Annotated in this window: 13 protein-coding genes; all 13 read right to left on the bottom strand. The window is 36.3% G+C overall.

Features of this window, described 5'->3' with window-relative positions; all coding sequences use genetic code 11:
* Positions 1 to 17: 17 nt before the first annotated feature.
* The 13 genes from OC533_RS10070 to OC533_RS10010 all read right to left on the bottom strand — a co-directional run bounded on the left by OC533_RS10070 (position 18) and on the right by OC533_RS10010 (position 13,655).
* Positions 18 to 593 carry a thymidine kinase gene (locus tag OC533_RS10070; RefSeq protein ID WP_003764010.1) on the bottom strand — a complete coding sequence of 192 codons (576 nt, stop codon included), beginning with the start codon at positions 591 to 593 and terminating at the stop codon, positions 18 to 20.
* Between the two features lie 121 nt (positions 594 to 714).
* A complete protein-coding gene (gene thrB, locus OC533_RS10065; RefSeq protein WP_003772274.1) occupies positions 715 to 1,581 on the bottom strand; it encodes a homoserine kinase in 867 nt (288 codons plus the stop codon).
* Positions 1,581 to 2,636 carry a threonine synthase gene (thrC, locus tag OC533_RS10060; RefSeq protein WP_003768378.1) on the bottom strand — a complete coding sequence of 352 codons (1,056 nt, stop codon included), beginning with the start codon at positions 2,634 to 2,636 and terminating at the stop codon, positions 1,581 to 1,583. The genes thrB and thrC overlap by 1 nt, the downstream gene beginning before the upstream one ends.
* Positions 2,637 to 2,638: 2 nt before the next feature.
* On the bottom strand, positions 2,639 to 3,925 hold the full coding sequence (locus OC533_RS10055) for a homoserine dehydrogenase (protein WP_003768381.1): 1,287 nt from the start codon (positions 3,923 to 3,925) through the stop codon (positions 2,639 to 2,641).
* 221 nt (positions 3,926 to 4,146) lie between these two features.
* Positions 4,147 to 4,392, bottom strand: coding sequence for a type B 50S ribosomal protein L31 (locus tag OC533_RS10050; protein WP_003726356.1), 246 nt, complete (start codon positions 4,390 to 4,392; stop codon positions 4,147 to 4,149).
* Positions 4,393 to 4,531: 139 nt separating this feature from the next.
* A complete protein-coding gene (locus tag OC533_RS10045; RefSeq protein ID WP_070752424.1) occupies positions 4,532 to 6,025 on the bottom strand; it encodes a DUF6056 family protein in 1,494 nt (497 codons plus the stop codon).
* 14 nt (positions 6,026 to 6,039) lie between these two features.
* Positions 6,040 to 6,477, bottom strand: a complete 438-nt coding sequence (gtcA, locus tag OC533_RS10040) for a cell wall teichoic acid glycosylation protein GtcA (RefSeq protein ID WP_010991334.1) — start codon at positions 6,475 to 6,477, stop codon at positions 6,040 to 6,042.
* A complete protein-coding gene (locus OC533_RS10035) occupies positions 6,474 to 7,421 on the bottom strand; it encodes a glycosyltransferase family 2 protein (RefSeq protein ID WP_010991335.1) in 948 nt (315 codons plus the stop codon). The genes gtcA and OC533_RS10035 overlap by 4 nt, the downstream gene beginning before the upstream one ends.
* A gap of 80 nt (positions 7,422 to 7,501) precedes the next feature.
* Positions 7,502 to 8,773, bottom strand: a complete 1,272-nt coding sequence (gene rho, locus OC533_RS10030; RefSeq protein WP_003772265.1) for a transcription termination factor Rho — start codon at positions 8,771 to 8,773, stop codon at positions 7,502 to 7,504.
* A gap of 113 nt (positions 8,774 to 8,886) precedes the next feature.
* Positions 8,887 to 10,158 carry a UDP-N-acetylglucosamine 1-carboxyvinyltransferase gene (locus OC533_RS10025; RefSeq protein WP_010991336.1) on the bottom strand — a complete coding sequence of 424 codons (1,272 nt, stop codon included), beginning with the start codon at positions 10,156 to 10,158 and terminating at the stop codon, positions 8,887 to 8,889.
* Positions 10,159 to 10,275: 117 nt separating this feature from the next.
* The gene (locus OC533_RS10020; RefSeq protein ID WP_010991337.1) at positions 10,276 to 11,349 is read right to left on the bottom strand and encodes a YbhN family protein; all 1,074 of its coding nucleotides are present in this window, start codon (positions 11,347 to 11,349) and stop codon (positions 10,276 to 10,278) included.
* Positions 11,350 to 11,353: 4 nt separating this feature from the next.
* Positions 11,354 to 12,379 carry a glycosyltransferase family 4 protein gene (locus OC533_RS10015; RefSeq protein ID WP_194324079.1) on the bottom strand — a complete coding sequence of 342 codons (1,026 nt, stop codon included), beginning with the start codon at positions 12,377 to 12,379 and terminating at the stop codon, positions 11,354 to 11,356.
* A complete protein-coding gene (locus tag OC533_RS10010; protein ID WP_003764025.1) occupies positions 12,372 to 13,655 on the bottom strand; it encodes a glycosyltransferase family 4 protein in 1,284 nt (427 codons plus the stop codon). Before OC533_RS10010 ends, OC533_RS10015 begins: the two co-directional genes overlap by 8 nt.
* Between the last annotated feature and the right edge of the window lie 152 nt (positions 13,656 to 13,807).

Below are 13,807 nucleotides of genomic sequence, written 5' to 3'. Positions count from 1 at the left end.
TTCAACACCTCTTTTAATTATTTTATTGGTGGATTGGCATGGCATTTGCGACACACTGGATAATAGTGGTCATTTCCGCCAATCATAATTTGTTCGCCTGTATAAACTGGTTTTCCTTTGTCATCAACGCGCAGAACCATCGTTGCTTTTTTTGCACAAAACCAGCAAATTGTTTTCATTTCTTCTAATTTATCCGCGTATAGCAGCAGGTATTTCGAGCCTTCAAATAATTCATTCCTAAAATCATTTTTCAGACCGTAAGCAATTACTGGGATATTTAAGTCATCCACTATTTTTGCTAATTGAAAAACATGTTCTTTTTCTAGAAATTGGGATTCATCTAAAAGAACACAATTTGGTTTCGGTTTAATATTCGCTACGATTTCAAAAATATTTGTGTCACTAAAAATAGGGGTTGCTTCTCGTTTCAGTCCAATTCGACTTGAAATGAAACCTACTTGGTCTCTATCATCAATACCTGAAGTAAAGATAGCGACTGTTTTATTTTGTTCTTCATAATTATGTGCGACTTTTAAAATTTCAATGGTTTTCCCACTATTCATGGAACCATAACGGAAAAATAACTGTGCCATTAAGACCGCTCCCTTTAACTTTATAAACTCTTTTCCTATTTTATCATAGAGCCGTACAAATTGGGACATATAGTTTTGTCTTCATGAAAAAAGCTATGCCGCAAGTGGACATAGCTTGATTTTAACGAAAAACTTCTGCGCCGCTTCCTTCAACATCAAGAAGAAGAACGTCTGCATCAATTTCAAGTGTTTGTAAAGATGTTTGAAGCGTATCTGCAACGTCTCGCGGAGCAAATACTAAGACAGTTGGGCCAGCGCCACTTAAACAAGCAGCATAAGCACCATTGTTTTTAGCAACTTCTCGAATTTGTGTTAAATGTGGCACTAATTTACTACGGTATTTTTCATGCCATAAATCGCGTTCCATCATTTCTCCAGCAAGAGTCATATCATTGCGCAGTATAGCTGCAATCATCACGTTCGCAATACTACTTGCTTTGACCGCTTCTTTGAAAGGAAGTGTTTCAGGAAGAACGCCGCGACTTTCCGAAGTTAACAGTTCTGCTTTTGGAATAAAAGCAATTAAAGCACAATCGGGAAATAAATGACGTACGTAGAAATCTTCTCCGTCTAATTTTGCTCCAACTACCCAGTTTCCAAGAACAGCTGGCGCGACATTATCAGGATGACCTTCTATTTCAGCAGCTATCCGGACTTTTTCCTCTTTTGAAAGGTTAAGTTCAGCAAGTGTATTGGCTAATTCAATTCCCGCAACAACCGCTGCCGAACTACTACCAAGTCCACGAGCGGGCGGAATATCACATGTCATCACTAAATGGTGCGGTGTTAAATTAGGCGCTAGGTTTAAGGCAGTTTCGATAATCACATTGGTTTCATCATGCGGAATCCCACCGCCAATATTATGTTCGATATACCAAGAGTCCGCTTTTTCGCCAATGTCTAAAGTAAGATATAACGTTAATGCTAAACCACACGAATCAAAACCAGGCCCAAGATTAGCCGTTGTTGCCGGGACACGAATACGCATTAAGCTTTCACTCCTGAACGTAAATGTGTACGCATTGCTTCAATATCATCTACATGGGAAATCGGAATTTCATGTACGCTCATTGCTGTATCTGGATCTTTTAAGCCATTTCCAGTAAAGACACAAACGACTTTTTCCCCTTGTTTAATTGTTCCATTCGCCACATGTTGAATAACTCCAGCTAGTGATGCAGCAGAACCTGGCTCAATGAAGACTCCATCTTGTGCTGCAATTTTTTTATAAGCATTAACAATTTCATCATCTGTTACAGAATGGATATATCCGCCAGATTCGTCGCGAGCTGCTTCTGCAAGCTCCCAACTAGCTGGATTTCCGATACGAATCGCTGTTGCAATTGTTTCCGGGTTATCAATCGGTTTCCCTTGGACAATTGCAGCCGCTCCTTCTGCTTCAAATCCATGCATCCGTGGAAGTCCAGAAGCTTTGGCCTCATTCCACTCTTTAAAACCTTTCCAGTATGCAGAAATATTTCCGGCGTTACCGACTGGAATTGCAAGAACATCTGGAGCAGAACCTAATTGCTCACAGATTTCGAATGCAGCCGTTTTTTGGCCTTCTAAACGATAAGGATTTACTGAGTTTACAAGCGTTACTGCTTCTGTTTCAGCAAGTTCACGAACAGATTTTAAAGCTTCATCAAAATTACCTTGAATCGAGATAATGTCAGCGCCATACATGACTGCTTGTGCTAATTTCCCTAAAGCAACTTTACCTTCTGGAATAACAATATATGCTTTTAATCCCGCACGTGTTGCATATGCCGCCGCCGCTGCTGAAGTATTCCCAGTCGATGCACAAATAACCGCTTCCGCACCTTCTTCTTTCGCTTTAGCCACAGCCATAACCATTCCGCGGTCTTTAAAAGAACCAGTTGGATTTAACCCTTCATATTTTCCATATAAAGTTACTCCAAGTTCTTTTGATAAGTTTGGTAAGGGGATAAGTGGTGTGTTTCCTTCCGCAAGTGAGATCATTGGCGTTTTTTCAGTTACTGGTAGATATTCTTTATATTTTTCTAGCAAACCTTTATACATAATTAACCCTCCACAACGGAATATTTTGCGAGCATTTGCATTTCTGGCTCATTTTTCACTCTAGTAATAGCTTGTTCTAATTGCGCTTGACTTGTTGAGTGTGTGACGATAACAACTGTCGCTGTAAAATCATCATATGGTTGTTGTAAAATTTTATCAAAACCGACGCCTGCTTCTGCAAAAATTTGTGTTAACTTAAGGAAAGTTCCTGTTTTATCATCCATTGTTAGACGTAGATAATATTTTGAGAAAACTTGCTCTTTCGGCGTATGTTTCGTTTCATGTTTATAACTATTGAAAGCATTGCCGTTTGTACCTAGACGGCTGTTTTTTGCAACGGTAATTAAATCACTAACAACACTGGTTGCTGTTGGTAATTCACCAGCTCCAGGGCCATAAAACATGGTTTCCCCAACGGCTGCACCGGTTACAAATACAGCATTATTTTCATAGTTAACGCCTGCAAGCGGATGTGCTTTTGGTAATAACACTGGTCCGACATTTACATTAACTGTTCCATTTGTTTCTTCTGCTGTACCTACTAGTTTAATTTTATAGCCTAGTTGATATGCCACTTCAATATCTTCTGGAGAAATTCCGCGGATACCACTAGTTTCTACATTATCTAAATTCACATTCATACCAAATGCAAGTCTTGTCATAATAACCATTTTTCTTGCTGCATCAATGCCGTCCACATCATTTGTTGGATCGGATTCTGCAAAACCTAATGCTTGGGCTTCTGCTAAAACTTCTTCATATGACTTTTTCTCTGTCGTCATTTTTGTTAGCATGAAATTGGTCGTCCCGTTGACGATTCCCATTACTTTTTGAATTTTATCAGCTGCAAGGCTATTTACGATTGTACGTAAAATTGGAATTCCACCTGCAACACTTGCTTCATAAAACAAATCACAGTTATTAGCCTGTGCAACTGCCACTAATTCGTCGCCGTGTAGCGCAATCAAATCCTTATTCGCAGTTACAACATGCTTTCCAGCTTTCAAGGCCTGCAAAATGTATTCCCGCGCAGTTGTGATGCTGCCCATAACCTCGACAACAACAGCAATTTCTGGATCATCCAGTACATCAGACGGATTGGTGGTTAGTTCAAAACCTTTTGTTTCATAACGGCGATTTTTCTCTAAGTCACGAACTAGCACTTTCTTTACAGAAATATGATAGCCAGTTACTTGACTAATTTTTTCTTGATGCTCTTCTAAAATATGAATAACACCGCTACCTACCGTTCCAAATCCTAACACACCTACTTGTAACTTTGCTTCCACTTGAAAACCTCCTTATTATTGTTTAACAAAACAGAAAATTTAACTTTTTTATTACCTACTCATAAAAAAAGTAATTAGTGATATTATACGCAACTTCACAGGGAAAAGTAAACCCTTGAAGGGAAAGTTTTTATTTTTAGTAGTTACGGGGAAAATTTCCATAAAAAAACACACCCAGCAAAAGCTGAGTGCGCAAATTATTTCGTTCGTTACATACAGTCTTATTTGAGACCGTATTTTTTGTTGAAGCGGTCCACACGGCCATCTGCAGTCGCATGTTTTTGTTTACCAGTATAGAACGGGTGCGAATCAGAAGAGATTTCGACACGAAGTAATGGATACTCGTTGCCATCTTCCCATTTAATTGTTTCGCTTGAGCTCTTAGTAGAACCTGACAAAAATTTGAAATCAGTACTAGTATCAACAAATACCACTGGACGGTACTCAGGATGAATTCCAGTTTTCATTTCTTTTCAACTCCTTCGCCCTGAATCATCTGAAACAGAGTAATTAAGTGCTTTTACACACAGTATAAATATTATAACAATGTTGAAGCAAACAAGCAAGATTATTTTTGTGCTTTAGATAATCCATTTGCTTTAATTTTTACTTAGGCGCATTTTTAAGTTCTATATCTTTAGGTAAGTTAAAGAAAATCTTGAAGTTATCTGCTTGGAATCCAGGAATCATTAACCTACTATTCCATAAGAATTTCTCATGTTTTAGTGGTTTAACAGTTACCACTTTTTTACCTTCGTCAATTTGTTTTTGAATACTATCCATTCTGTCATTATCAGATATTTTTATTTGAGCAAAAATAATACCATACGCGACTACTAAAGATAAAGAAAGAGTTATAATCGGAACACTGATAGCATTTAGATTAACATATCCCTCATCCACAAAATAAACAAGAAGTCGTATAATAAATAAAACAAAAAATGTATAGGAAATAATAAAACATCTTGATCCAAAAGGAGTTACAAAGAATAACGGTCCTGCAACGAATACTGCAGAAATTAGATAAAAACTTAGCTCCACTTTTAAAGAACTCTTTCGGAAAAATAAAATAATAGTAAATAGAATAGTTAAGTAAAATAATAATGAAATCCAAGCTTCAAGTTCTGAAGTCTTAGCTACATCCGTAAAAATACTTAACTGCATTCTATCAACAATAAGTGGTCGATAGAAAGGATATATAGTTAGTATTACCATGAAAATGTTTTTAACCCATACCTTCCAAATAGGTAGATTAGTTCCAATTTTCACTAACAAGAAAATACAAAATATAGCCAATGCAAAGTTCAATAAAATATTGTTCATAATTAAAAACTTATACATGCTAGTTGAGAAAATTGAATAAATTTTTTCAAAAATTCCCATATCAGTATCAATTGTTCGATAATTATCTGCGCCAGTAAATATTTTTACATAGGCACCATTAGAAAACATTATAACTGCTCCGATGAGGGCTGAAATAAGGTATACAACATGGAAATAGAAGAACTTTCTAAATTTCATAAAGCTATAAATTATAACAAACGCACCAGCAAATACATTATAAATTGTAGCATGTTCTACAAACAATTGAGAGCCAATCCCAAGTGGAACAGCAAATATTACCAACCAAACTGAATAACTAGGATTTTTTTCATAAAAAATATTCTTCACAATTAGTAAATATACTAAAATACAAATCGTTGCAGTATTATAGTTAGCAAAACCAGCTGCCCACGCAAAAGTAGAAGAAAACATATCACTGGAAACACCTAGCATCAAGAATAGACTTAGAAAAGCGATAGTTAACTTTGTTGCTTTTGCAATTAAAAGGGGTATTACTACTATTGCAGCTCCAAATACTCCCATGATTAAAAAGCGGAACCAATCTACTCTAGTAATTATTAATTCACATATATTACCAAAATAACGACCATTATAGTCTTTAAAACCATCATAAAAACGATTCATTCCAAGTCGTATGCCCCAAGTCCAGTCATCATGAGTTAACGGGGTACAATAAGACAGATATAAGTAAAACAAAAAAACAATAAAACTAAAAATTCCAATCTTGACGCCATCTTTTTTTATGCTATTTATCATAGATACACATCCCTTTATTTTCTCACTTTAAAAATAATCCATTTACTAAATACATAATTTAATATTAATACTATTACATTTGTCCATATCTTTGCCCATAGTTCATTTATTCCTAGTCCACTAATTAACAGAATCATTACTAAGAAATCAACAATATATGTTAAAAATCTAAAGCCAAAGAAAGAGGATACTTCTCTCGCCTTTTCTTTCCAAGTAGGTGTGTAGCTTTCGAAGACATATTTTTTATTAGAAAAATATGCAAACAGTACAGATGCTACCCATGCTATAGTATTCGCAATTCTATAATCCCAGTTTAATACATCTGTACATAACCAAAAAGTTACAATATTTATAAGTGTTGTAAATCCACCCATAATTAGATACATCAAAATACTATGTATATTGTCTGTATACCATGGTAATTTGTCTAGCAACTGCCTTACTCTACTCATTTGACATCTTCTTTCTCTCCGTTATATTCTTCTACAAAATAAAGCGGCCGTTTTTTCACTTCATTAAAAATTCTGCCTAAGTATTCTCCAATTATACCTATACTTGTTAATTGAATTCCACCTAAAAATAGTATTGTAATCATTAATGTCGGGAATCCACTAGCGTTAGAACCCATAATTAATGTTTTAATTAAGATGTAAATCAAATAAATAAACGTTCCAAGTGATATTGCAAAACCTGCAATAGTAGACAATCTTAGAGGCCATGTGGTATAGGATGTGATTCCTTCAAGAGCTAAATTAATCAATGAACGATAATTCCATTTTGTTTCACCAGCATGTCTCGGCGCAGCATCAAAAGTCACTTCTACTTTCTTAAATCCAATCCAATTGTAAAGCCCTTTTGTATAACGTTGAGTTTCTCTTAATTTTTTTATAGCATCTACACAACGTCGATCAAGCAAACGAAAATCACCAGTATCTGGTAGAACCGGCGTTTTAGTTACTTTTTGTAACATCTTATAATAAGATTTTGATGTTGCTTTTTTTAACCAACTTTCTCCGTGACGTTTATTTCGTCTTGCATAAACATCTTCATAACCTAATTCCCAGAGCTCAACCATTTGTGTAATCAACTCTGGTGGATGTTGTAAGTCTGCATCCATAGTAATAACAGCATCACCTTTGGCATAGTCAAAACCAGCAGCCATTGCTATTTCTTTCCCATAATTTCTCGATAAATCCACAAAACCTACTCGATCATCTTTTTCATGTAACTGTTTTACTATTTCCAGTGTATTGTCTTTACTACCATCATTAATAAATAATAACTCAAACGTATATTTATCTTTAATAGCTCCCATTACTTCGACAATAGTTTCATACAATTTAACAACGGATTCTTGTTCATTATATGCAGGAACAGATATTGTAATTAGTTTCATTATCTTTCTCCTTCTTATTACTTCGCTCATTACCCTACAAATGATAGTATCAAAATTAATAAGAAAAGTACAGGTTTGGTTTATTTTTTAAACATTTCCTCTTGTAATAATTCATAAAACGCTTCATTGTTTTCGGTTTTTTTCAAGTATCTGACGAATCGTTCTGAAATATCTAATCCATCACTTTGTTTTGGCATTGCCTTCCGAATTTTCCAAAGTTGTTCTAAGCGTTCTTTAGATAATAGCAATTCTTCTTTTCTTGTTCCAGAACGGCGCATATCGATGGCAGGAAAGACGCGGCGCTCAGCAAGTTGTCGGTCAAGATGTAATTCCATGTTACCAGTACCTTTGAATTCCTCGTAAATAACATCATCCATTCGTGAACCGGTATCAACTAGTGCGGTTGCAAGGATAGTCAAACTTCCGCCTTCCTCAATATTACGTGCTGCACCAAAGAAGCGTTTAGGACGATGGAAAGCAGCTGGATCAATACCACCAGAAAGTGTACGACCACTTGGCGGAATGACAAGGTTATATGCTCTTGCTAATCGAGTAATACTATCCATTAAAATAACAACATCTCGTTTTTGTTCTACTAAACGCATCGCACGTTCCAGTACTAATTCTGCTACTTTAATATGATTTTCTGGAACTTCATCAAAGGTAGAGCTAACAACATCTGCTTTTACAGAGCGTTCAATATCAGTTACTTCTTCAGGTCGTTCATCTATTAGTAAAACGATCAGTTCAGACTCAGGATGATTAGTTGTAATCGCATTCGCAATTTCTTTTAATAAAACAGTCTTACCTGCTTTTGGTGGCGCTACAATCAGCCCACGTTGTCCAAAACCAATTGGCGAAATCAAATCAATTGTCCGTGTCGAAATTGGCATTTTTCCAGTTTCCAAATGAATTTGACGATCAGGATAAAGCGGAGTAAGTCCTGGAAAATGCACTCTTTCTTTGGCTACTTCCGGATTTTCACCGTTAACTGCTTCCACATGTAGCAAGCCAAAATAGCGTTCATTTTCTTTCGGAGGACGTACTTTTCCAGAAACCTTATCCCCAGTCCTTAATTCAAAACGTCTAATTTGAGAAGCCGAAATATAAATATCTTCCGAACTAGAAGAATAATTAATTGGCCGTAAAAAACCAAAACCTTCATTCGGAATAATCTCTAAAACGCCTTCCATAAAAAAGAAACCTTCTTTTTCGGCATTTGATTTTAGTAAAGCAAAAATAAGTTCTCTTTTTGTTAGTTTGCTATAATATGCGATTTTATGTTCTTTTGCCAAAGCGTAAATATCTTTTATTGTTAAACTTTCTAAGTATGCAATGGACAGTTTTGCCATATGTGTACCACCTTTTTGAGTTAATAATATTTTATAAGTTTTTAGGAATAAGTGGAAAATGAGGTGAAATCGAGGGCAGGCTGAAGCGAACTGATTCGCTCAGCCTCTCTTTTTTATAATTTAGTTTCTGCTGCAGTGCTACGAGTAATATCAGCGCCAATTGCAGAAAGCTTTTCGATAATTTTACTATAACCGCGTTCGATATGTTCAACACCATGAATTTCTGTTGTTCCTTCCGCCAAAAGCCCTGCAATAACTAGAGCAGCTCCGGCACGTAAATCAGTTGCTGTAACTTTAGAACCTTGGAGTTTAACAGGCCCACTTACAACCGCCGATCGACCTTCTAACTTGAACTTCCCGCCCATTCGCTCAATCTCAGCTATATGCTTAAAACGGCTCGGGTAAATCGTGTCGGTAACAACGCTGCTGCCTTCTGCACGGGTTAAAAGTGCGGTTAACGGTTGTTGCAAGTCAGTCGGAAAACCTGGATACGCATATGTTTTAATATCTACTTTTTTGATTTTTTCTACTTCCCCAACAAAAATAGCGTCTTCTTCAATATCCATCGGAATTCCCATCTCTGTCATTTTTGCGATAATTCCTTCTAAATGAGTTGGGATAACATTCTCAATTCGTACGCCTTTCCCCGATGCTGCGGCAAGTACCATAAAAGTTCCTGCTTCAATTCGGTCAGGGATAATTGTATGATGGCAGCCATGAAGATGCTCCACACCAGTGATTCGAATAGTGTCTGTCCCAGCACCTTTAATAATCGCTCCCATATTGGAAAGAAGCGTTGCAACATCAATAATTTCTGGTTCTTTCGCAGCGTTCTCAATAATCGTTTTTCCTTTTGCACGAACAGCTGCTAACATAATGTTTATAGTCGCGCCTACACTTACAACGTCTAAGTAAATACGAGCTCCTTTTAATTCATCGGCCCGCAAATAAATAGCCCCTTGTTCGTTCGTTACTTTTGCGCCTAATGCTTCAAAACCTTTAATGTGTTGATCAATTGGACGCGGACCTAAATAACAGCCACCTGGAAGCCCGATAACTGCTTTTTTAAACCGACCTAGCATTGCTCCCATTAAGTAATAAGACGCACGCAATTTCTTCACATTTCCTGTTGGAAGTGGCATAGAAATCATATCTGCTGGATCAATTACCGCTGTTTTATTATCATAACGGACACTGCCGCCAAGTTCTTCTAAAATATCATAAAGTGTATAAACATCTGAAATATCTGGTAAACCTTCTAAAACTACTTCAGATTCCGCTAAAATTGCAGCTGGAATCAAGGCAACTGCGCTATTTTTTGCACCGTCTACTTGCAAAGTTCCGGCTAATTTTTTGCCACCTTGTATAATCAATTTATTCGTCACAAATGTACCCTTCTTTCCTGAAGCATGTAATACTTTTTCATTATCCATTAAATTGTTTTACTTTGCAAGATTCTTTCTTCAAAAAAAAGCCGGGAACAGTTCATTCCAAGCTTTTCATTACGACGAAATATTTTTTACTGGTGCTTTTGTTAATGCTTCTATATGAGGTTTAATTTTTTTAGAAGCTGTGTCTTTAATTAATAAGGCTCCTGCCCCAAAAACAATGCAACTATAATAGGTAATAATTCGCCATAAAACGAGCGCCATCAATAGTTTTGCTGGTCCAAGCAACATACCAAACAACAACGTAAATGTATACTCAGCACCACCTGCGCCTCCAGGAGTTGGCATAACAGTAGCAAACATAATAATAAAGGCGTGATAAGTAATCGCCATATACAGCCCAATGCCAGTTACACCAATTGCTTGTAAAATGAAGAAAGGTATTGAGAAATATATCCATAATTGGAGCGTCGTATAAAAACAACAGCGCACAATTAATTTCCAATCTTTCCCAATCCGACTACTTTCTTCATGGAAAGTAATAATTTTTTCGTCTAGTGTATTTTTTAAATTCGCGACTTTTTCTTTTTTCATAAATAATCTAGTCGGAAGTAATAGCACATGTACTAATTTTGTGGTGAATTTCTGACTTCTACCGACTAAAATTAAGGCTACGATAACTACCACGTGGACGCCAAAACCAAGCAAAACAAGAAATTTAAGTTGCGTTACCCCTGTCATCAAGTAATGAATACCGAAAATCAAAATAACTAAAAAATTAAGTACAACCATCGCTTGATAAATAATAAATTTCACGAGTAACACAGAACTTCCTCGTCCAGCATCCATGCCTTGTTTTGTTAACATTACGAGCTGTGCCGGTTGCCCACCCGTCGCCATCGGAGTAATCGTATTAAAAAATTGACCAATCATCGTTATCCGAAAAGAAGAAAAGAATCGTTGGTCTTTATTTGCAGGCTTTGAAGCGGTTTGTAAAACGACTGCTTCTAAAAACCAATAAATAAACATCGCCGCAAATGCACCTAGAAGCCACCACGGATTGACTTTTAACATCGAAGCAAAGAATGTGGAAATATCTACGCCTTGAAATTGCCAAATAATGAAGCCGATACTAATCGCCAGTACAATAGCTATATTAAATAGATTCTTCTTCGCGCCTCCACTCATATGCTCACTCCTTCGTTAATAATCCTTGATAAAAGGCAAACCATATTTTTGCCAAACGATCTTCTGAATAATAGGTTGCGCCCTCTTTAGCAGCTTGCAACATTTCGTTATAATAATCAGTATCATGTTCCAAGCGTTCTATAGCCCGTATAAAACCAGGATTATCAACTTCTTTTACATAATAGCCAGTTAAAATTTCTTCATATAATTCTAAATTTCGAAGCAATATAGGAACATCCGCGCTCATTGCTTCTAAAATCGCCATAGGAAACAGCTCATTATACGATGGCATAAAGAATAAATCCGCCATATTAATACAAGCATTCATTTCTGAACGATCGATAATACCAATAAATTTCACATTTGCTGGCGGATTATCATAAATTTTCTTAAGTTCTTCATACCCCGAAGTAATCTTCCCAAAAGAAAATCCTCCCGCCCACACGAACTGGATATGCGGCAATTGTTTTGCCACTTCAATAAAGTCGAGTACACCTTTTCGATGTTGAACTTGCCCTATCCCAATTACGGTGAATTTATCAGCCGGAATTCCATATTTTTCACGAGCAAGCTTTTTTTCTGCCGTAGAAATTGGGAAAAAAGTTTTTTTCGAGACAAAATTAGGTATATAATGGATTTTTTCTTCCGGGATGTCATATGCAGTTAATTTTGGAATGAACGAGGGATTAACAACAACTATTTCATCCATTCGCTTATAAAAACTAATTAAATATTTATAAAACACAACGCGAGCAATCCAAGGTAATTTCAAACTACCTTCCATTGTTTCTGGCAAAAAGTGCACATAACCAACTCGCACTCCGCGTTTCTTCTTAAAAAAGGTCGAAAGAAAAAAACGGAAATCAACGGTATGATAATGCGTGATATCCGATTTCTCAAAACTATTAATCTTCATATCAATCTCATTTGTATATCTTTCTTCTAGTAAATTCACAAGTTCGCGATAAGCTGATGCTACACCTTGTCCTTTTACTTTTTCTGCTGAAGATAGCATTGTCAACTTAATCACGCCGCGATGACCTCTCTTTCCTTTGTACGTGCGTAGAGGACGAAAGTGAAAATACTTGAGAAGCAATTTTACTTTTTATTAATGTCGGCTTTACTTTAATCGTGCCGTTTTGTCGCTTTACACGGTATATTTCGCGAACCTCATTGTATGTAGACTCAACATTGATGCCAAATTGTTCCGCGGAAATTGATTCTACTTTTACTCTTCCATTTGTAGCTACTAAAGTCGCCATTTCTTTATCAGAAAATATTTTAATTAATAGGCTTGCTAGTTCCTCGTCTTTATCGAATAAAAAGGCTGTTTCTTTATCTGCTAAAAAGCCTTCAATACTTTCGTCACGTTTTGCAACAACTGGTAACGAGGCCGCCATTGCTTCTGCGTAAGTTAAACCTTGTGTTTCTGTCGTTGAAGCACTAACAAATAAATCACCTAATTGATAATATAAACTAATGTTTTCCCAGTCAACTGCCCCTGTGAAAATAACATGATTTTCTAATTGTTTGGTTTCTACTAATTTTTCTAAGTCTTTGCGTACCGGCCCGTCTCCAACAATCACTAGTTTTGCATTAGGTTTCGTTTCAAGGACTTCTGGCATCGCATTAATAATGGCATCGATATTTTTTTCATGAGCAATTCTTCCAAGCGAAAGAATAACAGAATCATCTTCTTCAATTCCAAGTGATTGTTTCAAATCCAGAATTCGCTGTTTTTCAACCGGAGCAAATGACGAAATATCTGTACCAGTTGGAACTGTATACATTAATTTATGAATGCCTTGCTCTTCTAAGTGATGTCTTACTTTTGCAGTTGGAGTGATTATGGCATCATAGCTATCACAAAAAGATTTTGTCATTTTACCAACCATTGAAGGCGTTAAAATTTTACCTTTTGCAATATAGTGCAAGTAATCAACATACATTGTATGGTAGGTATGGATAGATGGAATATTATATTTTTTAGCAATTCGCTTACCCAAAAGACCTAATGAAAACTCTGTATGTGTGTGGATAATATCTAAATTTAAGCGACCTACTAGCTTAATAAACTTATTCATTCCTGCAATTGCTACGCGACGTTCTGGAAAAAAGACAAACGGTATACTAGGTAAACGAAACACACGTCCTTCTTCGCTTTCTCTATCAGCGTTAGGATCCGTCGTTGTAAAAATATATACAGTGTGCCCTTGTTTTCTTAGTTCGTTTTCCATAATCATTATCGATGTAGCTACACCGCTAATTTGCGGACTGTAGGTATCCGTAAAAATCCCTATATTCATTACTATCGCCTACTCTCTTCCTCGTTGGTTCATTCATCATTTAATATACTATTATAACATAACTATAGTAAGTCGTATCACATAACTAACTACATTATGGCTCATTTATCTAGATAAAACATGCGCCTGAAGCATGATTTTTAATCGGGAAA

Source organism: Listeria sp. Marseille-Q6474, assembly GCF_946902005.1.
In the GTDB taxonomy this organism is placed as follows: domain Bacteria; phylum Bacillota; class Bacilli; order Lactobacillales; family Listeriaceae; genus Listeria; species Listeria innocua.
Note: the sequence above shows the minus strand (reverse complement) of the source record. Positions and strands in the feature narration are given on the sequence as shown.